Source organism: Kribbella sp. NPDC023972, from assembly GCF_040639075.1.
GTDB lineage: Bacteria > Actinomycetota > Actinomycetes > Propionibacteriales > Kribbellaceae > Kribbella.
The window spans coordinates 193,789-216,046 of sequence record NZ_JBEZZH010000003.1; the positions used below are offsets into that span (position 1 = coordinate 193,789).

Consider the following 22,258-nt stretch of genomic DNA (forward strand, 5'->3'; position numbering starts at 1 on the left):
CGAGGGCTGGGTTGAATCCGGGGAGTTACGCCTGGTCTTGCGGGTCGAGGAAGACGTCGTACTGGATTCTGGCGGCATCCAGTGCGTCGACGATCTCGCCCTGGTACCTGCCGATCAGCTGCTCGACCTCGACGCCCTCGTCCTCGGCGCGACTCAGCACCGAGCTCCGATGGATGTCCAGGCCCGCGGTCGTCACCACCCGCTCTCCCCTTGCTCGCGCTGCCCGCGCCGCGATGTCCGCGGCCAGGTGGGGACCGGCCAGCCGCCCCAGCTCCAACGGCCGGTCGACCGTCGCCGGCGGAACGCTCAGAACGGTCACATCAGGGGTCATGCGGCGGCTCCTACCGTGGGCGGCGGTTGGGCCCGTCCGGTAACTCTTGTCACTGGACCGGTCGCAGTCCGCGACGTTACTCCGTCGCCGCCAGTCTGGAAACCCTTGAAAACAAGGGCTTCCAGACCGCAACGCAAGCGAACGTTTGACCAGCCATCCCGAAGAGCACGGAAGGCTTCACGAAAAGCGGTCGCGGCGTTGTCGGCCTGGCCTTATCATCCAAGCGTTCACAGGCCTTGACGAAAAGGGAGAACGGGATGCGCCGCGTGGTGATCGACCTCAGGACTGATCACTTCGACGCATTCGCGAGGACCCTTGAACTCTCTGACGATGGGCATTGTGGCGCATGTCGACGCCGGTAAGACCAGCCTGACCGAGCGGCTGCTGCACGCCGCCGGTGTGATCGACCGGGTCGGCCGGGTCGACGACGGGGACACCCAGACCGACTCGATGGAGCTCGAGCGGCGGCGGGGGATCACCATCCGCTCGGCCGTGGTGTCGTTCGAGCTGGGCGACCTGACCGTCAACCTGATCGACACCCCCGGGCACTCGGACTTCATCGCCGAGGTCGAGCGCGCGCTGTCCGTGCTGGACGGCGCTGTGCTGGTGATCTCCGCGGTGGAGGGCGTGCAGGTCCAGACCCGCCTGCTGATGCGCACCCTCCAGCGCCTTCGCATTCCCACCTTGCTGTTCGTGAACAAGATCGACCGCCTCGGAGCCCGGTACGACGACCTGCTGGCAGACGTTGCGCGCTTGCTGGCACCCGCCTGTGTGCCGATGGGGTCGGTGGTGCAGCTCGGTACGCGCGCGGCTCGTTTCGAGCCGTTTTCGTTGACTGAGAAGGCCGTTGGCGAGTTGCTTGCTGAGCGCAACGATGACTTCCTGGCGCGTTACCTGGACGACGCGCTGTCGGTTGCCGAGATTGAGGTCGAGTTGCGTCGGCAGGTGGGCGCGGCACAGGTTCATCCGGTGTACTTCGGCTCCGCGATGACCGGAGTCGGCGTACCGGAGCTGGTCACCAGCATCCGCACCTGGTTGCCACGAGCAACTCAATCGTCCGCCGAACCCTTGCGGGCAAGGGTTTTCAAGGTGGAGCGTGGAGCGGCCGGTCAGAAGATCGCGTCCGCGCGGGTGTTTTCCGGAGTACTGCGGTCGCGTTCGTACGTCGACGTGCACCCGGCGGCAGGTCCGTCGTACCAGGCCCGACCCAGTGCGATCGACCTCTTCGAGCGCGGATCCCGCCGTACCGTCGAACGAGCCGAAGCCGGCCAGATCGTCGCGCTGCGCGGGCTGAAGGACATCCGGATCGGCGACCAGCTCGGCGTACGGGCCGATGGGGTCGGGCGGCTGTTCGCGCCGCCGACGCTGGAGACGGTCGTGCTTGCGCGTGACCGGGTCAAGCTCTTCCAGGCGCTGACCCAGCTCGCCGAGCAGGACCCACTGATCCGCGTCCGCAAGGCCGACGACATCACTGTGAGCCTGTACGGCGAGGTGCAGAAGGAAGTCATCGCGTCATTGCTGGACAGCGAGTACGGCCTGGTCGTCGACTTCAGCGAGACCAGCCCGATCCACGTCGAACGGCTGAACGGCGTCGGCACGGCGTACCGCGCAATGGGTGCTCCCGACAACCCCTGGGCCGCCGCGGTGGGTTTTCGTGTCGAGCCTTCGGAGTCCGGTGTCGACTACCGCATCGAGTCCGAACTCGGCGCCCTCCCGCGCGCCTTCCACACCGCCATCGAGGAAACAGTCCGGCTGACGTTGCAGCAGGGCCTCTACGGCTGGGAGATCCCTGACATCACCGTGGCCGTCACCCACACCGCCTACAGCGCCCCCACCACCGTCGCCGCCGACTTCCGCCGCCTCGTCCCCTTGGTCCTCCTGCAAGCCCTCCAGACCGCCGGCACCACAGTCCTCGAACCCGTCCACCACTTCGATCTGGACATCCCACCCGACTCCATCTCCCGAGTCCTGTCCCTCCTGGCCGAATCCCGAGCCGTCGTAGAACAAACCACCCTGCACCCCGACCGCGCCCACCTCGAAGGCACCATCCCCGCCGCCACCACCCACCCCTTCGAAACCCACCTCCCCAGCCAAACCCACGGCGAAGGCATCCTCACCACCACCTCAACCACCTACACCCCAGCCCCCACACCCACCCCCACCCGCCCCCGAACCGACGGCAACCCCCTCAACCAAAAGCAATACCTCCTCCACCTCAGCCAGAGCTGATGGTCAGTGGCGGGCGAGGGTTTTGTGGATTTCGGTGAGAGCGCCGGGGTTGGGGCCGAAGTGGGCCAGGACGGCTAGATGTTCGCGGAGGTGGAGGAGGGGGAGGCGGGTTTGCCAGCCTTCGGTCAGGGGGTGGAGTTCCTGGTAGGCGGTGAAGAAGTCGTCGGGGATGTTGCCGCAGCCTTTGAGCATGGAGAGTTCGGCTTCCGGCCAGCCGTAGTAGACGGCCGGGTCGATCAGGGCTGGGGTGGTGCCGGAAGGCAGGAGGTTGCCGTGCCAGAGGTCGCCGTGGAGGAGGGACGGCGGTTGCTCGGGGATGAGGTCGGGGAGGCGGGTGGCGAGGCGTTCCAGGCGGCGGCGATCCTCGGTGGGGAGTGCCTGGTAGCAGCGGGGGACTTCGAGGTAGCGGAGGAGGCGGTGTTCGGCGAAGAAGGTGTGGCCGTCGGTGGTCCAGGGGTTTCGTTGCGAGAGTAGACCCAGGTAGTTGTCGTGGTGGTAGCCGAACTTGTCCGACGTCTGTTGGTGCTGGACGGCGAGGCGGTGGCCGGCGTCGCGCCAGAAGTCGGGGGACTGGTCGGCCAGGGATTCGGGGCCGAGGTCGGACAGGACCAGGAAGTCTGGACCAACCCGGAGCACGGAGGGTACGGCGAATGCGCCGGGTACACGGAGTGCGTTGAGGCCGTCAGCCTCCAGCGAGTACAGGCTGGGCGGCGGGTCGTCGTGGGTCTTCACGATCACCGAGCGGCCCAGCGTCGTACCCACGCGGAAGGTCTTGTTGGCGACACCGCCTTCCAGCGGCGAAGCGGATTCGACCTCACCCAACTCGAGTCCGTCGAGCCATGAAGGAGTCAGCACGTGGACGATCCTGGCACGTGGGCGGCCGTCGGCTACCCTGGTCCGCGATATGGCTGGTTCTCCCGCACCTAATCTGGTCAATCTGGAAGCCGTTTCCAAGGGCTTCGGGACCCGTACCCTGCTCGACTCGGTAAGCCTCGGCATCGGCCGGGGTGAGCGTGTCGGCGTGGTCGGGCGCAATGGCGACGGCAAGTCGACGCTGTTGCAGCTCCTGGCCCGGCGGGAGGAGCCGGACAGCGGACGGATCACCCACAACCGCGACCTCCGGCTCGGGTACCTCGGCCAGACCGACGATCTCGACCCCGATCAGACCGTCCTGCACGCGGTGCTCGGTGATGCCGAGACTTACACCTGGGCGGCGGATCCGCGCGCGCGTTCCGTGATGGAGCACCTGCTCGGCGGCGTGGACCACCAAGCGCTGGTCGGCACCCTGAGCGGTGGTGAACGCCGCCGCGCCTCACTGGCCCGGCTCCTGCTCACCGAGGTGGACCTGCTCATCCTCGACGAGCCGACGAACCACCTCGACATCGAGGCGGTCAACTGGCTGGCCCAGCACGTGGTCGACCGGGCCGGCGCTTTGATCGTCGTGACGCATGACCGGTGGTTCCTCGACGCGGTCTGCACCGACACGTGGGAGGTGCAGGGCGGCCGTGTCACGTCGTACGACGGTGGGTACGCCGCCTACGTCCTGGCCAAGGCGGAGCGCGCCCGGACGACCCAGGTCAGCGAGGCCAAGCGGCAGAACCTGTTGAAGAAGGAGCTCGCCTGGTTGCGCCGCGGTGCACCGGCCCGCACCAGCAAGCCCAAGTTCCGGATCGAGGCCGCCAACGCGCTGATCGAGAACGAGCCGCCACCACGCGACCAGTTGGCGCTCTCCCAGCTCGCGACCGCGCGGCTCGGCAAGGATGTGTTCGACGCCGAGGACGTGAGCCTCAGCTTCGGCCCCCGGGTGATGCTGGACCACGTCACGTTCCGCCTCGGCCCGGCCGACCGGATCGGGCTGCTCGGCCCGAACGGCGCCGGCAAGACGACGTTCCTCAAGGTCCTCACCGGTCAGCTCGAGCCGGACCGCGGCCGCGTCAAGCAGGGCAAGACCGTCCGCGTGGCCAACCTGTCGCAGACCCTCGACGAGGTCGACGGTGCGGCGACCGTGCTGCAGCACATCACGGACATCCGTCGTACGGCGGCACTCGCCGGGCGTGGTGGTGAGTTGACCTCGTCGCAGTTGCTGGAGCGGTTCGGATTCAGCGGGGACAGGCTCACGACGCGGATCTCCGACCTGTCCGGTGGCGAGCGCCGCCGACTGCAGCTGCTGCGGATCCTGCTCGACGAGCCGAACGTGCTGATCCTCGACGAGCCGACCAACGACCTGGACGTCGAGACGCTGACCGTGCTCGAGGACTTCCTCGACAGCTGGCCGGGTGTCGTCGTCACCGTGACCCACGACCGCTACTTCCTCGAGCGCGTCAGCGACATGGTCTACGCGATCATGGGCGACGGCCGGGTCCGGCACCTGCCGCGCGGCGTCGACCAGTACATCGACGAGCTCAGCGGCGAGGCTCCTCGTCGTACGACGACCAGCGAAGGTACGGCGATCGACGCGAAGCCTGACGCTGTCGAGCCCGAGCCGATGGTCGACGCGGCAGCGGCCCGGGCGGCGAAGAAGGAGCTGAACCGGATCGAACGCCAGCTCGCCAAGCTCAGCGAGACCGAGGCGAAGCTGCACGATCAGCTGGCCGCCAGTGCGAGCGACTACGAACGGCTGGCCGAGCTGGACACCGAACTGCGCAAACTGGCCGACGAACGCGCCGAACTGGAAACCGCCTGGTTCGACGCCGCCGAACGCGCCGAATAACTCCACAAATCCGCGGTCTGATCAAATCCTGAGGTTGTGAACAGCCGCACGATCACGACCCGCGAGTAATATTGCATTGTCGCCGGCGGGAAACATGCGGAAACAGAACTGAGTCGCGACGCGCCCTCCGATCCCCTGTGATTCGGAGGGCGCGCCGCGACTAACGGGTGAGCGGGCCCCATGCCGGCCGGCGTTGTTCGAGCCCCGTGCCCCGGACACCGCGCGGCCACTTTCGGCGGACCATCTCTTGCCGCCGAAGTCACCGTTCAAATCTCTACGTTTCGTGGTCGGTCAACCACCGACAGTAAAGACCCTAGTGCGCCTGCTCACTCAGTGTCGATAGTCGTCGGCTACAGCAGTCTCACGATCGCGTTGCAACTAGCAACGATCGGAACCGGGGTGAAGTGACGGATTGTCTTTTCGGATAATTCCGTCACAATTCCCCCGGGTTTGTCTGGTCCCCGGAAAAATGTTCTCAGTGCTTTTCGAGGTCGAACGGCCTGACCAGTTCGCGCAACACGCGCGCGATCTTCGCCTGGTCCCGGTCGCTGATCGAACCGAGCAACCGGCGCTCGTGGGCCAGCAGGTCGGCCATCGCGGCATCGACCGCGTCCCGGCCGGCGTCGGTGAGTTGGACCAGCACGCCACGACGGTCGGCCGGATCCGGCAGTCGCTCGACCAGGCCGCGAGCGGCGAGCCGATCGACCCGGTTCGTCATCGTGCCCGAGGTGACCAGGGTTTCCTTCAGCAACCTGCCGGGGGACAGTTGGTACGGCGCCCCGGCGCGCCGGAGGGCCGCAAGGACGTCGAACTCCCACGACTCCAGGCCGTGTGCCTCGAACGCCTGACTGCGGGCCCGGTCCAGGTGCCGCGCCAGCCGGCTGACCCGGGACAGGACCTCCATCGGCGCCACGTCGAGGTCGGGGCGTTCCCTGCGCCAGGCCTCGAGCAGCCGATCGACCTCGTCTTCCATGCTGTCGAGATTACGTCATCAAGACTCTTGACATCAAGACAACTCGCATGCTTACAGTATCTCGACATCAAGATAAATCCTCGGAGAGAGGCAGCAGCATGCGTACCTCACCGGTCTGGAGTCCGCAGCAGTACGGCACCTACGCGGAGGAACGCGGCCGCCCGTTCGCGGACCTGGTCGGCCGGATCCACGCGGACGACGTGCGCACGGTCGTCGACCTCGGGTGCGGTCCGGGCAACCTGACCGCCACGCTGCGGAAGTTGTGGCCGGAGGCCACCATCCGCGGTGTCGACAGCTCACCGCAGATGATCGAGGCGGCCCAGCAGTACGCCGACGACAAGCTCACCTTCGAGCTCGGCGACCTGCTGGAGTGGACCGCCGAGCCCGGATCGCTGGACGTGATCGTCACGAACGCTGTGCTGCAATGGATCCCGGAGCAACTCGACCTGCTGCCCGGTTTCGTCAAGGTGCTGCGCCCAGGCGGATGGCTGGCGATTCAGATCCCCGGAAACGGCAACGCTCCGTCGCACGCGATCCTGCGCGACCTCGCCGCGTCCGAGCCTTACACGCAGTACGCGAAGAACGCCTCGCCGCGCGCCGAGGTCCCCGGTCCGGACACGTACGTCGATGCGCTCACGGCGGAAGGATGTGTCGTCGACGCGTGGGAGACGACGTACTACCACCTGCTGCAAGGCGACAACGCCGTACTGGAGTGGGTGAAGGGGACGGGTGCGCGGCCAGTGCTGCAGTCGTTGCCGGAGGACCTGCGGGGCCGGTTCGAGGACGAGTACGGCGCTCTGCTGGCCGACGTCTACCAGCAACGCGACTACGGGACGCTGCTGCCGTTCCGCCGCATCTTCGCCGTCGCGCACAAGAAGGAGGCCTGAGGATGCGGCTCGACCATGTGCAGGTGTCGTGTCCGCCCGGCGGGGAGGACGTCGCGCGGGCGTTCTACCGGGACGCACTCGGGATGACCGAGGAGGCGAAGCCGCCGCTGCTGCAGGCCCGTGGGGGTTGCTGGTTCCGCGAGGGTACGGCGGAGGTGCACGTCGGAGTCGAGCAGGACTTCCGGCCCGCGAAGAAGGCGCACCCGGCACTGGCCGTCGACGACCTGGACGCACTGGCCGGGAAGCTCGAGAAGCTGGGCTATCCGGTGACGTGGGACAACGAGACGATCCCGGGCCGCCGGCGGTTCCACACCGCCGACGGCCACGGGAACAGGGTGGAGATCGTCTGAGCTACTCGGTCGCCAACGCTCCGGCGGGCGCGACCTTGGCGGCCCGTCGCGCCGGGAGAACGGAGGCCAGCAGACCCGCCACGGCAGCGACCGCGGCGATAGCCACCAGCAGGCTCACGGGTACGGCGTACTCCACGCTGCCGTCGACCGTCTGACCGCCCATCAACGCGCTGGTGCCGGTCCAGCCGTAGATCAGGCCGAGCGCGATTCCGAGGCCGGCGGCAACTAGTGCCATCAGCAACGACTCGACCGCGAGCATGCTCCGCAGTTGGCGGCGGGTCAATCCCATTGCCCGCAGCAACGCGTTCTCCCGGGTCCGTTCGAGCACCGACAGGCTGAGGGTGTTGCCGACGCCGACGAGCGCGATCAGCACGGACACCCCGAGCAGCCCGACCCCGACGATCAGGAGGACGTCGAAGATCTTGGTGTAGCTGGTGCGCTCGGGCAGACCGCCGCTGACGGAGAGCTCCTTGACCGTCGGGATGGACTGCTCCACCGCGTCGATCACCGCGGAACCGTCCGCCTTCGGATCCGATGCCAGCCAGAAGCCGCTGACCGGGGCGACGGCGGACAACTTCCGAAGGTCCGTCGAGGTGATGGTGATCGGGTCCAGCCCGACCGCCCGGTGTGCGGTCAGTGTCAGCTTCTTCCCGCCGGCCACGACACTCAGCGGAGCGCCTTCCTCGAGATCGAGCATGCTCATCGTCGGCGAGTCCAGCAACGCGCTGCCCGGCTTGAGCTGCGCGGCCAGCGACGGGTTGTGGATGACAGAACCGGCCGCGGCCTGGTCGATCCCGGTCACCGGCAGCTCCTGACCGGCGGTCTTCACCGTCACCTTGCTGACCGGGACGACCTGCGTGACGCCCTTGATGTCACGCAGTTGCTGCTCCGCACTGGCCGGCATCTTCTCGTTGTACGTGGCAACCATGATGTCGACCGGGTACTGACCGTCCATCGACACGTCGAACGTCTTCCGCACCGACGCGATCCCCACACACGTGAGGCTGATCAGCGTCACGCCGATCAACAGCGCCGAGGTGGTCGCCGCCGTACGCTTCGGGTTCCGGACCGCGTTCGCGAGGGCGACACGGGCCGGGACCCCACCACTGCGCGCCGGCAAGGCCCCGAGCAGTTTGATCAACGCCGGCACCAGCAGCGAACCGATCGCCAGTACGCCGACGAACGAGAGCACACCGCCCGCGACGCCGATCAGGACCTGGTGACCCGACGCGCCCTTGGTGAGCAGCAGCCCACCCCCGGCCAGCAGCAGGAACCCGAGGATCAGGCGCATCAGGCCTGCCTTCGACGCCGCCACCGGAGCAACCTCCGGCCGCAGCGCGGCCAGCGGAGCAACCTTGGTGGCCCGCCGAGCCGGTACGACGGCCGCCGCGATGGTGGCGACGGTACCCAGCACCAGCGGTACGAGCAGCGACAACAGATCGAGGTGCAGCGACACCGGCGGGAGACCCCAGTCGAACTCCCGCGCCAACGCGAGCACCAGCGCGGACAGCGCGACACCGAAGACGACCCCGATCGCGGACGCGATCACCCCGACCACGGACGCTTCCGCGAGCACGGACGAGAACACCTGCTTGCGGGAGGCTCCGACGCAGCGCAGCAACGCCATCTCACGGGTGCGCTGGGCGATCACGATGGTGAAGGTGTTGCCGATCACCAGGCAGGCGACGAACAGCGCGATCACGGCGAACATGCCGAAGACGCCACCGAGTACGTCGATACCGTTCGTGTAGCCCTTCACCTCATGGTCGATCCAGGCCTCGCCGGTGTAGACCTTGAGGTGACCGGAGACGACACCCTGTGCCGCGGTGGCGAGGGTCTGCTGGTCGACACCGGGCTTGGCGGCCATCCCGACCGCCCGGATGGAGGCGTCCGGTTCGAAGATCTCGAGCGCGGCCGGGGTCGCCACGGCGGACGCCGGACCGACGTACTTCGCGTCGTCGATCAGGCCGACCACGGTGACGTTCCACGACTTGCCGGTGTAGGCGTTCAGCCGGAGCGTCTGGCCGACCGAGACCTTGTGCTTGGCGGCCAGCTTGGCCGGCAGGGCGATCTCGTTCGTTGCGGTCGGCAACCGGCCGGACGACGTCCCTGGACCGGCGATCCGGGTGGTGTCGTAGAGCGCGTCGACTCCGAGCCCGGCCGGACGGACCAGGTCGGGGAACGCAGCCGTCAGGTATGCGGTCGTGAAAGTGACGACCGAGTCGGCCTGCGGAAGCTTCTTGAGCTTCGCCACCTCGGCAGGAGTGATCTCGGCGTTCTCCGGGTAGATGACCGCGTCGACGCCGCGGTACTGCGCGCCGATGGTCTCGTCGATGCCGTTCGACGCGGAGGCGTGCGCGGTCAGTGCCAGGGTGCCGAAACCGACGCCGAGCACGATCGCCAGGCAGGCGGCGATCAGGCGGCTCAGGTGGGCGCGCAGCGAGGAGAGGATGGAACGTCGCACCTCAGGCCCCCAGCTGCCGCAGGGCGTCCAGCACGGTCTCCGGGGTCGGCTCGTGCAGCTCGCCGGCAAGCTTGCCGTCGGCAAGCATCACGACGCGGTCGGCGTACGACGCGGCCAGCGGGTCGTGGGTGACCATGACCACCGTCTGGCCGAACTCGCGGACCGAGCGGCGCAGGAAGCCGAGCACCTCCGCGCCGGACCGGGAGTCGAGGTTGCCGGTCGGCTCGTCCGCGAACACGACCTCGGGCCGGCCGACGAGCGCCCGGGCCACCGCGACCCGCTGCTGCTGACCGCCGGACAGCTCCGACGGCCGGTGGGTGAGCCGATCCCGCAGCCCGAGTACGTCGATCAGCGTCGCCAGCCACTCCTGGTCGGGCTTGCGGTTGCCGAGCTCGAGCGGAAGCAAAATGTTGTCCTTCGCGGACAGCATCGGGAGCAGGTTGAAGGACTGGAACACGAAGCCGACCCGGTCCCGGCGGATCTTGGTCAGCTGCGCGTCGGGGAGCTGGGTGAGCTCGGTCTCGCCGAGCAGCACCTGACCGCTGGTGGGCGTGTCCAGGCCGGCGAGGCAGTGCATCAGCGTCGACTTGCCGGAGCCGGACGGGCCCATGATCGCGGTGAACCGGCCGACCCCGAAGTCGACCGACACGCCGTCCAACGCGGCGACCGCGGTGTCGCCCTGCCCGTACACCTTGCGCAGCTCGTGCGCCCGGATCGCTGTCCGCGGAACCCCGTCCTGCGGCAGCCGTCCCACCGCAAGCTCACCGGTCTGCAAACTCATCTCACTCCTCGGTTCGAACAGAATGTGTCGTTGCCGAAGAAGTTAGTGATTCCGCCCGGGGATCTCGTCGGACCGCAGACTGCAGTTGGCGTAGTACCTGGGTATTACTTGGTGGGTCTCACCAGGCCGGTCTCGTAGCCGAGGACGACCAGAGCGACCCGGTCGCGGAGGCCGGTCTTGGCCAGGATCCGGCCGATGTGCGTCTTGACCGTTGCCTCGGACAACGTGAACAGCTTGGCGATCTCGGTGTTCGACAGACCGCGGGCCACCTCGACCAGGACCTCGCGCTCCCGCGCGGTCAGCTCGGCCAGGTCCGGTCGTTCCACCTCGGCGTCGGGGAGTGCTCCGGCGAAATGCTCCAGCAGGCGTTTCGTCGTACTCGGAGAGATCACCGCGTCACCGGAGTACACCTGGCGGATCGCCGACAGCAGGTCGGCGGGCGGCGTGTTCTTGAGCAGGAAGCCGGCCGCGCCCGCCTTGATCGCGGCGAAGGCGTACTCGTCGAGGTCGAAGGTGGTCAGCACGATCACCTTCGGTGCCTGCGGCAACGACTGTAGCCGGCGGGTGGCCTCCACCCCGTCCAGCCGCGGCATCCGGACGTCCATCAGTACGACGTCGCACGCGGTGACCTGGATCTTCTCGATCGCCTCCCCGCCGTCACCCGCCTGACCGACGACCCGCATGTCCGGCTGGGAGTCGACCAGCATCGTGAATCCGGCTCTGACCAGCTCCTGGTCGTCGACCAGGAAGACCCTGATCACATCGTCCGTCACGCCTTCACCTCGCTGCGCTCGCTCACTGATCGCCTCCAGTAGGCAGGTGGTACGGGAGCTTGGCGATCACCTCGTAACCGCCGCCCGCCTTCGGTCCGGCGCTCACCGTACCGCCGGAGATCGAGGCGCGCTGCCGCATCCCCACCAGGCCGTGACCCGGATCCGAACTCGGTGCGACCCCGGCGCCCCGGCCGTCGTCGGTGACCACCACGGTCAGCATCTCGCGGCCGAAGTCCAGCTGGACGGAAGTACGCGCACCCGGCCCGGCGTGTTTCAAGGTGTTGGTCAGGCCTTCCTGCACGATCCGGTACGCCGTCAGGCCGAGCAGGGCGGGGAGATCACGCGGCTCACCGGTCACCTGGTAGTCGACAGTCAGGCCGGCGTCGCGGACGTTCTCGATCAGCTCAGGCAGGCTGGAGACGCCCGGTTGGGGACGCGGCTGGTTCGGGTCCAGCTCGGGTTGCTCGTCCTGTTTGAGCAGGCCCAGCATCTTGCGCATCTCGGTCAGCGACGCGCGGCCGGTGTCGCCGATCGTCGCCAGCGCCTTCTTCGCCTGCTCAGGTGACTGGTCCGCGGCGTACAGCCCGCCGTCGGCCTGGACGATCATGATCGACAGGCCGTGCGCGACCACGTCGTGGATCTCCCGGGCGATCCGGGTCCGCTCGTTGGACACGGCGAGTTTGGACTCGCGATCGCGGTCCCGTTCCAGTTGGGCGGCCCGCTCCTCGAGCTGGGCGACGTACAGGCCGCGAGTACGGCGTCGTTCGCCGGATGCCCAGACGCCGAAGACGACGGCGCCGAGGGCAACCATCATCGTGACCTGCTGACGCCAGTCGCTGTTGCCCCAGTAGCGGGCGGTCGCCATCAGGACGCCGAGGCCGCCGACCCCGAGGGCGATCCGGCTGTACCGCACGTCGCCGTACACGGAGATCGTGTAGAGCGCGACCAGCAGGCCGATGTTGCCCGGCATCAGGTGGGCGCCGGCCAGCCACTGCAGGACCGCGACCGACGAGACGGCGACGAAGACCAGCTCCGGGTGCGTCCGGCGCCAGATCAGCGGAACGAGCATGCCGAACGAGAGGATGCCGGCGAACCCGTTCTGCGCCAGCGACAGGAAGCCGAAGAACAGGCACAGACCGCCGGTCAGCAGCAGGTCGAACGCCTTGCTGCGGGCAGGCACGGGCCGCGCGGTCAGGATCCCCGTCATGCGGGCCAGGGTACGGGGAACCGCGGGCGCCGGGGTCATGCCACGGGCGGATGTTCCGTACGACCAGGGACCTAACGACAGGAGGTAGTGGCGTCGGGACCGGGCCTCGGCCGCTCACCGGGCGCGGAGGCCGCCGTACCTCCTGTCCGTCGGCCCTACTTGTGCGGGCGGGTGGACAGGGTGGGTTTGGCCTCGAGGCCGGACAGGCCGTTCCAGGCGAGGTTGACCAGGTGGGCGGCGACGTCCGGCTTCTTCGGCTTGCGGGCGTCCAGCCACCACTGACCGGTGAGCGCGACCATGCCGACCAGCATCTGCGCGTACATCGGCGCGTTCTTCGGGTCCAGGCCGCGCCGCTTGAACTCCTCGGCCAGGATGTGCTCGACCCGGGTGACGACATCGCTGAGGATCGAGATGAACGAACCGCTCGATGACCCGACCGGCGAGTCGCGGACCAGGATGCGGAAACCGTCGGAGTTCTTCTCGATGTAGTCCAGCAGCGCCAGCGCCGCCTGCTCGACCAGCTCATGCGCCCGCCCGGCCGTCAGCGACTGGGTGACCCCGTCGAGCAGGGCACGGACCTCGCGGTCCACGACAACGGCGTACAAGCCTTCCTTGCCGCCGAAATGCTCGTACACGACCGGCTTGGAGACCTCGGCGCGGGCCGCGATCTCCTCCACCGACGTCGCTTCGTACCCCCGCTGGGCGAACAGGCCGCGAGCGATGGTGATGAGTTGTTCGCGACGCTCGGCACTCGTCATCCGGATCCGGCCGGACCGCCGCGGTTTGGGTTCCGTCACGTCGAGATCACGTCAGCATCATGCCGTACTCCGGTGGTACCGGTGGCTGATTTACCGCTGATGACGCCTCAGGCCGCCGCCTTCAGCGGCGTCTTGGCGCTCGCGTCGACCCGCCGGGCCTCCAGGCGCTCGCGCACCGGCCAGCGGACGTCGCTGACCCAGCCCATCTTCTCGAAGAACCAGATGCAACGGGCCGACGTGTCGAGCTGTCCCTTGAGTACGCCGTGCCGCGCACAGGTCGGGTCGGAGTGGTGCAGGTTGTGCCACGACTCGCCCTGGCTCAGGATCGCCAGCCACCACACGTTGCCCGACTTGTCCCGGCTCTTGAACGGCCGGTCGCCGATCGTGTGGCAGATCGAGTTGATCGACCAGGTCACGTGGTGGAGCAGCGCGATCCGGACCAGGCTGGCCCAGAAGAACGCGGTCAGCGCGCCATCGATCGACCACGACCACAGACCGCCGATGACGGCCGGCGCGAGCAGCGAGATCGTGACCAGCAGCGGGAACATCCGGGACACCCTGATGATGTCCTTGTCCTTCAGCAGATCCGGCGCGTACTGCCGCTGCGGGGTCTGCTCGGTGTCGAACAGCCAGCCGACGTGTGCGTGCAGGAAACCCTTGGTCAATGCGCCGAGGCTGGTGCCGTACTTCCACGGGCTGTGCGGGTCGCCGTCGCGGTCGGAGAACTTGTGATGCTTGCGGTGGTCGGCCACCCAGCGAATCACCGGGCCCTCGATAGCCAGGGAGCCGGCAATGGCCAGCGCGTACTTCATCGGCCGGTTCGGCTTGAACGACTTGTGCGTGAACAGGCGGTGGAAACCGATCGAGATGCCGTGCCCGGCGATCGTGTAGAAGACCACCGCGATCACGATGTCACGCCAGCCCAGGAACCCGCCCCAGGCGATCGGCACGGCGGCCAGCACGGCGAGGAAGGGAATACCGATGAACAACGCCAGCGCCACCTGTTCCCAGGGGCGCTTCTGCTCACCCCCGAGCGTTCCGGTGTCGACGTCGAGGTCGTCAACCTGCTGGGCGCGGGTGGGCGCCTCCGGTGCGGCTACGGCGGGTGGAGTCATAACGAATTCCCTCAGCTGGAGGACTGCTTACCTACGCTACCGTAACCTACGGAGCCGTAGGTAAGGAACCCCTCAGCGTGTTCCGCACCCCACTCCATGGCAAACTATCCCGGCAACCACGATCCCCCGTGGGGTACTCGGCAGCCCGCGAGACTTTGAATCTCGAAGACCTGGATCGAAACCAGGCGGGGGAGCTCACCCAGGACTCGCACCACGCTGCGGGTCCTGCTCTTTCCCCGGCGCGGGGTACACCCGCTTGGGAGCCGCTGGCCTCGGACTGCTGAGGCGATGGGTCACACAGCGCCGCTACGGGAAGCGGACTAGGCGGGGCGCGTCGAGGGTGGTGTTGTCGATGAGGATCGTGGCGCGTTGGTGGGGTGTGCAGGCGTCGAAGTAGAGGTGCTGGGCGCCGACGTACCGCTGCAGGGTGGGGTGTTGAGGATCTGGGTGGGTGCCGTCTCGATGAGCCATTCGCGTTGCGGTGATTTCGAAGGGGGCGTCGAGGAAGACTGAGAAGTTCCACGTGTCGGCTAGTTCGTCGCGGTCACCGGGTTGTGGGTCGACTTGGCGCTGCAGGCGCGGGCGACGACTACGACTCGGTGTACTACTCGATGACGCAGAAGATGGTGCCGTCCGGGGCGGCGAGGACGACGAAGTCGGCGTTGGGTGGGTACGTCCACTCGACTCGCGTGGCGCCCAACCCGACCAGGCGAGCCACTTCGGTCTCCAGGTCGGAGGTGCGGTGGTCTACCCAGAGGTCCAGGTGGGTGCGGTCGGTTTCGTCGAGGTGGAGGCGGGTTCCGTGGCTGTCCTTCGGGCCGAGGAACGCCGGGTTGTCTGGGCGGGCGTCGTACCCGAGGGCCTGGCTCCAGAACGGTGCCGAGGTCTCGATGTTGGGGACGTTCAGCACGACTGCGCCGAGGGACAAACTCATCGAAGCTCCTCCTTCTAGGCGGCGGTGACGGTTTTGCGCATGACGGTGTGGTTCTTGCCCTTGGGCCGGGTGTAAGTGAAGCCGGCCTGTTCGAAGAGGGTGCGGGTGCCGTTGTAGAGGAAGGAGGCGGAGATCCTCTTGCCCTGGGTGTCTTGGGGATAGGCCTCGACGAGGCCGCCGCCGGCTTGGGCGATCAGGTCGAGGGCGCCGCGGAGGGCGATGGCTGCGACGCCTTGGCGGCGGTAGTTCCTGTCGACGAAGAAGCAGGTGAGGCGGTAGTCGGGCAGGCGGTCGAGGCCGGCGTCGTACTCCTTGCGGTGGTAGATGTTCGGCAGCTCCTCAGGTGGGCCGTACTCGCACCAGCCCACCGCGAGGTCCCCGTCGAACACCAGCGCCGCATGCGCCCGCCCCTCGTTCACCAGCCGCTCTTTGATCGCCCGGTTTCCCTCGGTGCTCTGCCCGCGCTCCGCGCACGCCGGGTGGAACCACGTACACCAGCACCCGTTCCACACCCCGTTGTGCCGCCCCGCCAGCGCCGCAAACGCCTCCCAGGTCTCCGGCCCAAGCGGCTTGACCGTGTAGCTGCTCATACAGCCACCGTAGAACTGAATCCGGACGATCTGCATCCGGAACTTCGACGCAGGAGCGAGCGATCGCCACTTTCCGGAAGATTGCTGCCACCTGTTGGCACTGATCTTCCGAAAAGCGGGGGTTGCTACGGAGGATGAGGTCATCGGCGCGGAGAGTGCAAGGTCTGGCCGGGCGGCGGGTTCAGGGTCGGCGTGAGACCGGTCACGTGGCTCCTCCGGCCGGGTGCGGGGTGCGGGTGGCGGAGCAAGTAGGCTTGCGCGGGCACCGTTTCGAGTGCCCATGCTGATACTGGCTCCAGAAACTCGCAGGGAACTCGAGGAGAAGACCGCGTGACTTCCCATCGTCCCGCGGCGGTCGTGATCATGGCCGCCGGTCTGGGAACCCGGATGAAATCGGCGACCCCGAAGGTGTTGCACGAGATCGGCGGGCGCAGTCTCGTCGGGCACGCCGTGGTCACGGCCCGTGCACTCGCCCCTGAGCACCTGGTCGTCGTGGTCGGGAACGGCCGTGAGCTGGTCGAGGCCCACCTCGCCACCGTCGACCCCGAGGCGAAGACCGCCGTCCAGGACCAGCAGCTGGGCACCGGTGACGCGGTCCGTGCCGGGCTCACCGCAGTACCGGAGGACTTCGCCGGCTCGGTCGTCGTCACGTCGGGCGACGTGCCGCTGCTGGAGGCTGCGACGCTGCAGGAGCTGGTCGCCGAGCACGACAAGCAGGGCAACGCGGTGACCGTGCTGACCGCGCGGGTCCCCGACCCGACCGGGTACGGGCGGATCGTCCCTGGCGAGGACGGCACCGTCGCCGGGATCGTGGAGCACAAGGACGCGACGCCGGAGCAGCGGCAGATCGACGAGATCAACGCCGGCATCTACGTGTTCGACGCGGCCACGCTCCGCGACGGCCTGAGCCGGATCACCACCGACAACGCGCAGGGCGAGCTGTACCTGACCGACGTGCTGGCGATCGCCCGGCAGGACGGCAAGCGGGTCGGCGCGCACGTCACCGACGACGCGATGCAGACCGAGGGTGTCAACGACCGGGTCCAGCTGGCCGCGCTCCGGGCCGAGCTCAACCGTCGTACGCTCGACAAGCTGATGCGCGACGGGGTCACGATCGTCGACCCGAACACGACCTGGGTGGACCAGACGGTCCGGCTGGCCCGCGACGTCACCCTGCTGCCGAACACCCAGCTGCACGGCGCGACCACGGTCGACGAGGGCGCCACGATCGGCCCCGACACCACCCTGACCGATGTACAGGTCGGGTCCCAGGCAACGATCATCCGGGCGCATGGATCGCAGTCCGTGATCGGCCCGCACGCCTCGGTCGGCCCGTTCGCGTACCTCCGCCCGGGCACGAGCGTCGGCGTGAAGGGCAAGATCGGCACGTTCGTCGAGACCAAGAACACCAGCATCGGCGACGGCGCCAAGGTGCCGCACCTCACGTACGCCGGTGACGCGACAATCGGCGAGGGCGCGAACATCGGCGCCGGCACGATCTTCGCCAACTACGACGGCGTCGCGAAGCACCCGACCCACATCGGCAAGCACTCGTTCATCGGCAGCAACTCGGTGCTGGTCGCGCCGCGAACCGTTGCCGACGGCGCGTACCTGGCCGCCGGTACGGCGCTGACCGAGGACGTCGGCCCGGGTGAGATCGCGGTCGCGCGGGCCCGGCAGCGCAACATCAAGGGCTGGGTCGCCCGCAAGCGGGCCGGTACCAAGACCGCCAAGGCGGCTGAAGAGGCTCTGGCCGCACAGCAGACGGACCAGCCGGACGCCGTACCGCAGACGGACGCAGGTGCTGTGGGCGACACTGGCGAGAAGGCGTAACGGGAGGCCGGCCATGAGCGGGATGAAGCGAACCACCGAGAAGAACCTGATGGTGTTCTCCGGCCGGGCTCACCCCGGTCTGGCCGAGGAGGTCGCCGAGCAGCTCGGCGCCGGCCTGGTCCCGACGTCGGCGTACGACTTCGCCAACGGCGAGATCTACGTCCGGTTCGAGGAGTCGGTCCGGGGCAGCGACGCGTTCGTGATCCAGAGCCACACCTCGCCGATCAACGAGTGGATCATGGAGCAGCTGATCATGGTCGACGCGCTGAAGCGGGCGTCGGCCAAGCGGATCACTGTGGTGCTGCCGTTCTACGGGTACGCCCGGCAGGACAAGAAGCACAGGGGCCGGGAGCCGATCTCGGCCCGGCTGATGGCCGACCTGTTCAAGACCGCCGGCGCGAACCGGCTGATCTGCGTGGACCTGCACACCTCGCAGATCCAGGGGTTCTTCGACGGCCCGGTGGACCACTTGATGGCGCTGCCGATCCTGAGCGAGTACGTGCAGAACAAGTACGGCGACCAGCAGTTGGCCGTGGTGTCGCCGGACGCCGGCCGGATCAAGGTGGCCGAGCAGTGGTCGGCCCGGTTGAGCGGCGCGCCGCTGGCCTTCATCCACAAGACCCGCGACATCGACCGGCCGAACGAGACGGTCGCGAACCGGGTCGTCGGTGAGGTCCGGGACCGGGTCTGCATCCTGGTCGACGACATGATCGACACCGCGGGCACCATCACCAAGGCTGCCGACGCACTGTACGCCGACGGCGCCGCGGGCGTGGTGATCGCGGCGACCCACGCGATCCTGTCCGGCCCGGCGGTGGACCGGCTGAAGAACTGCCAGGCCAGCGAGGTGATCGTCACCAACACGCTGCCGATCGCCGAGGACCGCCGGTTCGACAAGCTCACCGAGCTGTCCATCGCGCCACTGATCAGCCGGGCCATCCGCGAGGTCTTCGAGGACGGCTCGGTGACCAGCCTCTTCGACGGCCGCGCCTGAGGTCAGACCTTTCGCCAGGCGTAGTACGCCGTACCCAACGACGCAGCCGTCATCGGCAGTGCGGTGATCAGCCCGGCCACGCCGTTCCCGGGTACGACGAACGTCGCCACGATCGTCAGCCAGAGCAGCGGGATCCACCGCGGCACGGCCCTGGATCGCCACAGTCCCACCGCCTGGATGACGGTGCCGACGGCAACCAGTAGCGCGCCCGGCAGCATCACGCCGAACAGGTGCGCGGTGTCGTCGTTGATCCGCTCGATCACGCTCGCGTCCACGCCCGGCGCGGTCGCGAAGTAGTACGCCGCGGCCCACCCGGCGGCCCCTGCGGCGTACAGGGCGGTGCCGATCCACAGTACGACGGCACCCGCGGTCGCCCAGCCGGATCCACGGTCGCGCACGATGAAGGTGGTCAGCAAGGCCTGGGCGGGCACGTTGATGACGAGCGCGGCGCTGAGAACCACGAGCAGTCCCCACCACAGATCGCGGACCGGCTGGATGTCGGTGTAGGCGTACGTCTCGCCACCCGCCGCCGGCTCCGGCCAGAGCAGTCCACCCGGAACCGCTGCGATGGCCGTGAGCGCCAGCAGCAGAGCGACGATCCCTACCCGGCGCCGGAGCACCGGATCGGCAGTGACGGGGCCGGAAGCAGTCTGGGTTGCCATGATGAACCTCCGCGATGTGAGCTGACGACCCCAGGGAACGCCTGGCTGCCTGCCCGGCACATCGGAGCGGGCACGGAGCCGGTTCTCCGTGCTGGCTCGGAGCCGTACGGCGTACCGCGGCCTTACGCTGGCGACATGCGGTGGCCGCGGTGGGTCGCGCTCGGTACTTTCCTGCTCGTCCTGACGATGGTGGCGGGGAGTTCCTGGCTGCTGATCTCTTACGGCTCCGGCCCGCGCACGCTGCGGAGCTTCGCCGCCCTCGCCACGATCGGGACCGCCGTCACCCTGCTCGGACTCGTCGTCAGCCGTCGGCAGGCTCTGATCGGCGCACTGCTCGGCTGGATCGGTGCGATCACGGTCTTCCTGGCCGCTCGCGACGTCTACTACAACGCTGAGGGTCTGGCAGTGGACAGCCGGGTCGTGGCCTGGCTCGAGGAGAGCGGCTGGTGGCTGCTCGCCGCCATCTGCCTCTTGCTCTTGTACTTCCCGAACGGCCGGGCCTTCTGGCGGCCGTTGCCGCCGGCCCTGGTGCTGCTCTGTCTTGCTCAGCAGGTCCTCGCCGCGTTCGCGCTGCCGTTCTGGCTAAGAGTGCTGAGCGAGGTTGTGTTCGTCGCCTTCCTGGCTGCGTGCGTGGCAGCAGCTGTCTCCGTGGTGATCCGGTATCGCCGGTCGACCGGCAAGGTCCGGGCGCAGGTCAAATGGCTGTCGCTGGCCGGACTGGCCGCCGTTCTTTACCCGTTCGTCTGCCTGGCCGAGATCGTCGTCACCGGTGACACCGGCATCGTGGCGACGGTCTTCGGCCTCGCCGCGCTGGTACTGCTCCCGGCCTCCGTCGGGGTGGCGATGCTTCGGCACGATCTGTACGACGTCGACCGCGTGCTGGCCGACACCGTCAGCTACGGCATCGTGATGGTCGTCCTCCTAGGTACGTACGCCGCAGCGGCCGTGTCACTTGGGCTAGTGCTCGGCCGCGACTCGGCGTTCGTAGCTGCGGCCGCTACCGCAGTCTGCGCGTTGATCCTCTCGCCACTACGAACAAGGCTGCAGCGCTCGGTGGACCGCCGGCTGTATCCACCGCGTCGCGCCGCGCTGCTCGCGATCGACGACTTGCAACGCCGGATTCACACCGAGCAGGCCCAGCCGGAGGAGCTGGAGTCCGCATTGCGCACCGCACTCCGCGACCCGGGTCTTCGCGTCGGTTTGCTGGTTCCCGGTTCGTCGGGCTTCGTCGATGCCGCTGGTACGCCGGTCGCTGGTCCACAGCTGGTGCCGGTGACGCTGGGTGGGGCGCAGATCGGCGTACTGGGCTCGGAATCGACCAGTCCCGCCGTACTGAAGGCAGTGGCGGTCGGGGCGGCCAGTCTGGTCGAAGTGACGCGGTTGAGAGCTGAGTTGGCCGGGGCGTTGCGTGAGGTGGAGGCGAGCCGGGCGCGGCTCGTGCAGGCGGGTGACGCCGAACGGAGACGGCTCGAGCGGGATCTGCACGACGGCGCGCAGCAGCGGCTCGTCTCGCTGGGGATGGCGATGCGGCTCGCCCAGCGGCATCTGGACGACGGAACAGTCGACGTCAACGGGCTGCTCGACCAGGGGGTCGCTGAGCTGGCCACGGCCGTCGCCGAGCTGCGGCAGATCGCGCACGGGTTGCGTCCGACCAGCCTGGACGACGGCCTGCATGCCGCCTTGAGCGCGATCACGCAGTCGCTGCCGATCCCGGTCCGGCTGCAGATCCCCTCCGACCTGCCCGAGGAGCTCGCCACCACGGCGTACTTCGTGGCCGCCGAAGCGGTGACGAACGCGGCGAAATACGCGAACGCGACGTCGATCGCGGTCCGCGTGGCCCGGTCGGCCGACCAGGTGACGGTGCTGGTCGAGGACGACGGCTGCGGTGGTGCGGCTCCGCGCCCGGGATCGGGGCTGAGCGGATTGCTCGATCGGGTGGCGGCGGTCGGTGGTTCGCTGAACCTGCGCAGCCCAGCGGGCCGCGGAACGACGGTCGAGGCGGTGCTGCCGTGCGGATCGTGATCGGGGAGGACTCCGCGTTGTTCCGGGAAGGGCTGGCCCGGTTGCTGGCCGACGCTGGGCACGACATCGTCGGCCTGGCGCCGGACGCACCGACGCTGATGACCGTGGTCGCGCAGACCGCACCCGACCTGGCGGTGATCGACATCCGGATGCCACCCGACCACACCGACGACGGTGCCCGCGCGGCGCGACGGCTCCGGATGCTGCATCCCGGGCTGGCCATCGTGCTGCTGTCTCAGCACATCGAGACCCGGCACTCGGTCGAGCTCGTCGCGACCGGCCGGTTCGGCTACCTGCTGAAGGATCGCGTGCTCGCGGTTGATGAGTTCCTGGACGCGCTGGACCGGGTCGCGGCCGGTGGGTCGGCGCTCGATCCCGAAGTGGTCGCCCGGTTGCTCGGCCGACAGCGGTCCGACGACCGGCTCGCACCACTGACCCGTCGGGAACGTGAGGTGCTCGCGTTGATGGCCGAGGGCTGCACGAACGTCGGCATCGGTCGTCGGCTGTTCCTGACCGAGCGCACCGTGGAGACGCATGTCGGCAGCATCCTGGCCAAGCTAGGACTGCTCACGAACGACGAGCAGCATCGGCGGGTGCTCGCCGTACTGGCATATCTTGGGGAGCACTGAACACCCACCTGAGGAT

Annotated in this window: 21 protein-coding genes; 8 read left to right on the forward strand and 13 right to left on the reverse strand. The window is 68.2% G+C overall.

The window, feature by feature from the left end:
- Window positions 1-25 precede the first annotated feature (25 nt).
- Entirely contained in the window at window positions 26-331 is a 306-nt protein-coding gene (locus AB0F43_RS13970) for a class I tRNA ligase family protein (RefSeq protein ID WP_360475089.1), read from the reverse strand.
- A gap of 330 nt (window positions 332-661) precedes the next feature.
- Between AB0F43_RS13970 and AB0F43_RS13975 the strand changes: the two genes are divergently transcribed.
- The gene (locus AB0F43_RS13975; RefSeq protein ID WP_360475092.1) at window positions 662-2,560 is read left to right on the forward strand and encodes a translation factor GTPase family protein; all 1,899 of its coding nucleotides are present in this window, start codon (window positions 662-664) and stop codon (window positions 2,558-2,560) included.
- Window positions 2,561-2,563: 3 nt separating this feature from the next.
- Here the strand turns inward: AB0F43_RS13975 and AB0F43_RS13980 are convergent, their stop codons facing one another.
- A complete protein-coding gene (locus AB0F43_RS13980) occupies window positions 2,564-3,415 on the reverse strand; it encodes a fructosamine kinase family protein (RefSeq protein ID WP_360475095.1) in 852 nt (283 codons plus the stop codon).
- A 49-nt stretch (window positions 3,416-3,464) separates the two neighbouring features.
- Here AB0F43_RS13980 and AB0F43_RS13985 point away from each other — a divergent pair, with 49 nt between their 5' ends.
- A complete protein-coding gene (locus AB0F43_RS13985; RefSeq protein ID WP_360475098.1) occupies window positions 3,465-5,270 on the forward strand; it encodes an ABC-F family ATP-binding cassette domain-containing protein in 1,806 nt (601 codons plus the stop codon).
- Between the two features lie 475 nt (window positions 5,271-5,745).
- On the opposite strand, the gene AB0F43_RS13990 is transcribed toward AB0F43_RS13985, so the two are convergent.
- Complete coding sequence (locus AB0F43_RS13990) at window positions 5,746-6,243, reverse strand: MarR family transcriptional regulator (RefSeq protein WP_360475101.1); 498 nt, start codon at window positions 6,241-6,243, stop codon at window positions 5,746-5,748.
- Window positions 6,244-6,341: 98 nt separating this feature from the next.
- Between AB0F43_RS13990 and AB0F43_RS13995 the strand changes: the two genes are divergently transcribed.
- Both AB0F43_RS13995 and AB0F43_RS14000 read left to right on the forward strand, forming a co-directional pair.
- The gene (locus AB0F43_RS13995) at window positions 6,342-7,130 is read left to right on the forward strand and encodes a methyltransferase domain-containing protein (protein WP_360475104.1); all 789 of its coding nucleotides are present in this window, start codon (window positions 6,342-6,344) and stop codon (window positions 7,128-7,130) included.
- Window positions 7,131-7,132: 2 nt separating this feature from the next.
- Window positions 7,133-7,480: a VOC family protein gene (locus tag AB0F43_RS14000; RefSeq protein WP_360475107.1), complete on the forward strand. Its 348-nt coding sequence runs from the start codon at window positions 7,133-7,135 to the stop codon at window positions 7,478-7,480.
- A 1-nt stretch (window position 7,481) separates the two neighbouring features.
- On the opposite strand, the gene AB0F43_RS14005 is transcribed toward AB0F43_RS14000, so the two are convergent.
- From AB0F43_RS14005 to AB0F43_RS14045, 9 genes are all read right to left on the reverse strand, one after another.
- Window positions 7,482-9,944, reverse strand: coding sequence for an FtsX-like permease family protein (locus AB0F43_RS14005; RefSeq protein ID WP_360475110.1), 2,463 nt, complete (start codon window positions 9,942-9,944; stop codon window positions 7,482-7,484).
- A 1-nt stretch (window position 9,945) separates the two neighbouring features.
- Window positions 9,946-10,725, reverse strand: a complete 780-nt coding sequence (locus tag AB0F43_RS14010; protein WP_360475113.1) for an ABC transporter ATP-binding protein — start codon at window positions 10,723-10,725, stop codon at window positions 9,946-9,948.
- A 104-nt stretch (window positions 10,726-10,829) separates the two neighbouring features.
- A complete protein-coding gene (locus AB0F43_RS14015; protein ID WP_360475116.1) occupies window positions 10,830-11,498 on the reverse strand; it encodes a response regulator transcription factor in 669 nt (222 codons plus the stop codon).
- Between the two features lie 22 nt (window positions 11,499-11,520).
- Window positions 11,521-12,705, reverse strand: coding sequence for a sensor histidine kinase (locus AB0F43_RS14020; protein WP_360475118.1), 1,185 nt, complete (start codon window positions 12,703-12,705; stop codon window positions 11,521-11,523).
- A gap of 155 nt (window positions 12,706-12,860) precedes the next feature.
- Entirely contained in the window at window positions 12,861-13,502 is a 642-nt protein-coding gene (locus AB0F43_RS14025) for a TetR/AcrR family transcriptional regulator (protein WP_360475121.1), read from the reverse strand.
- Between the two features lie 68 nt (window positions 13,503-13,570).
- A complete protein-coding gene (locus AB0F43_RS14030) occupies window positions 13,571-14,578 on the reverse strand; it encodes an acyl-CoA desaturase (RefSeq protein WP_360475124.1) in 1,008 nt (335 codons plus the stop codon).
- A 306-nt stretch (window positions 14,579-14,884) separates the two neighbouring features.
- Window positions 14,885-15,049, reverse strand: a complete 165-nt coding sequence (locus AB0F43_RS14035; RefSeq protein ID WP_360475127.1) for a hypothetical protein — start codon at window positions 15,047-15,049, stop codon at window positions 14,885-14,887.
- A gap of 133 nt (window positions 15,050-15,182) precedes the next feature.
- A complete protein-coding gene (locus tag AB0F43_RS14040; protein WP_360475129.1) occupies window positions 15,183-15,512 on the reverse strand; it encodes a VOC family protein in 330 nt (109 codons plus the stop codon).
- A 14-nt stretch (window positions 15,513-15,526) separates the two neighbouring features.
- On the reverse strand, window positions 15,527-16,102 hold the full coding sequence (locus tag AB0F43_RS14045) for a GNAT family N-acetyltransferase (RefSeq protein ID WP_360475132.1): 576 nt from the start codon (window positions 16,100-16,102) through the stop codon (window positions 15,527-15,529).
- A gap of 330 nt (window positions 16,103-16,432) precedes the next feature.
- Here AB0F43_RS14045 and glmU point away from each other — a divergent pair, with 330 nt between their 5' ends.
- Both glmU and AB0F43_RS14055 read left to right on the forward strand, forming a co-directional pair.
- Window positions 16,433-17,935, forward strand: a complete 1,503-nt coding sequence (gene glmU, locus AB0F43_RS14050; protein WP_360475135.1) for a bifunctional UDP-N-acetylglucosamine diphosphorylase/glucosamine-1-phosphate N-acetyltransferase GlmU — start codon at window positions 16,433-16,435, stop codon at window positions 17,933-17,935.
- 13 nt (window positions 17,936-17,948) lie between these two features.
- On the forward strand, window positions 17,949-18,929 hold the full coding sequence (locus AB0F43_RS14055) for a ribose-phosphate diphosphokinase (protein ID WP_360475138.1): 981 nt from the start codon (window positions 17,949-17,951) through the stop codon (window positions 18,927-18,929).
- 2 nt (window positions 18,930-18,931) lie between these two features.
- On the opposite strand, the gene AB0F43_RS14060 is transcribed toward AB0F43_RS14055, so the two are convergent.
- Window positions 18,932-19,591: a hypothetical protein gene (locus AB0F43_RS14060; protein WP_360475141.1), complete on the reverse strand. Its 660-nt coding sequence runs from the start codon at window positions 19,589-19,591 to the stop codon at window positions 18,932-18,934.
- Window positions 19,592-19,726: 135 nt separating this feature from the next.
- On the opposite strand from AB0F43_RS14060, the gene AB0F43_RS14065 reads away from it, so the two are divergent.
- Both AB0F43_RS14065 and AB0F43_RS14070 read left to right on the forward strand, forming a co-directional pair.
- A complete protein-coding gene (locus AB0F43_RS14065) occupies window positions 19,727-21,613 on the forward strand; it encodes a histidine kinase (protein ID WP_360475144.1) in 1,887 nt (628 codons plus the stop codon).
- Window positions 21,601-22,242, forward strand: coding sequence for a response regulator transcription factor (locus AB0F43_RS14070; RefSeq protein ID WP_360475147.1), 642 nt, complete (start codon window positions 21,601-21,603; stop codon window positions 22,240-22,242). Before AB0F43_RS14065 ends, AB0F43_RS14070 begins: the two co-directional genes overlap by 13 nt.
- Window positions 22,243-22,258 lie beyond the last annotated feature (16 nt).

Coding starts and splice junctions, on each gene's coding strand:
- AB0F43_RS13970 (WP_360475089.1), bottom strand. CDS start 331: ATGACCCCTGATGTGACCGTTCTGAGCGTTCCGCCGGCGACGGTCGAC.
- AB0F43_RS13975 (WP_360475092.1), top strand. CDS start 662: ATGGGCATTGTGGCGCATGTCGACGCCGGTAAGACCAGCCTGACCGAG.
- AB0F43_RS13985 (WP_360475098.1), top strand. CDS start 3,465: ATGGCTGGTTCTCCCGCACCTAATCTGGTCAATCTGGAAGCCGTTTCC.
- AB0F43_RS13990 (WP_360475101.1), bottom strand. CDS start 6,243: ATGGAAGACGAGGTCGATCGGCTGCTCGAGGCCTGGCGCAGGGAACGC.
- AB0F43_RS13995 (WP_360475104.1), top strand. CDS start 6,342: ATGCGTACCTCACCGGTCTGGAGTCCGCAGCAGTACGGCACCTACGCG.
- AB0F43_RS14000 (WP_360475107.1), top strand. CDS start 7,133: ATGCGGCTCGACCATGTGCAGGTGTCGTGTCCGCCCGGCGGGGAGGAC.
- AB0F43_RS14010 (WP_360475113.1), bottom strand. CDS start 10,725: ATGAGTTTGCAGACCGGTGAGCTTGCGGTGGGACGGCTGCCGCAGGAC.
- AB0F43_RS14020 (WP_360475118.1), bottom strand. CDS start 12,705: ATGACGGGGATCCTGACCGCGCGGCCCGTGCCTGCCCGCAGCAAGGCG.
- AB0F43_RS14030 (WP_360475124.1), bottom strand. CDS start 14,578: ATGACTCCACCCGCCGTAGCCGCACCGGAGGCGCCCACCCGCGCCCAG.
- AB0F43_RS14035 (WP_360475127.1), bottom strand. CDS start 15,049: ATGGCTCATCGAGACGGCACCCACCCAGATCCTCAACACCCCACCCTG.
- AB0F43_RS14040 (WP_360475129.1), bottom strand. CDS start 15,512: ATGAGTTTGTCCCTCGGCGCAGTCGTGCTGAACGTCCCCAACATCGAG.
- AB0F43_RS14045 (WP_360475132.1), bottom strand. CDS start 16,102: ATGAGCAGCTACACGGTCAAGCCGCTTGGGCCGGAGACCTGGGAGGCG.
- AB0F43_RS14055 (WP_360475138.1), top strand. CDS start 17,949: ATGAGCGGGATGAAGCGAACCACCGAGAAGAACCTGATGGTGTTCTCC.
- AB0F43_RS14060 (WP_360475141.1), bottom strand. CDS start 19,591: ATGGCAACCCAGACTGCTTCCGGCCCCGTCACTGCCGATCCGGTGCTC.
- AB0F43_RS14065 (WP_360475144.1), top strand. CDS start 19,727: ATGCGGTGGCCGCGGTGGGTCGCGCTCGGTACTTTCCTGCTCGTCCTG.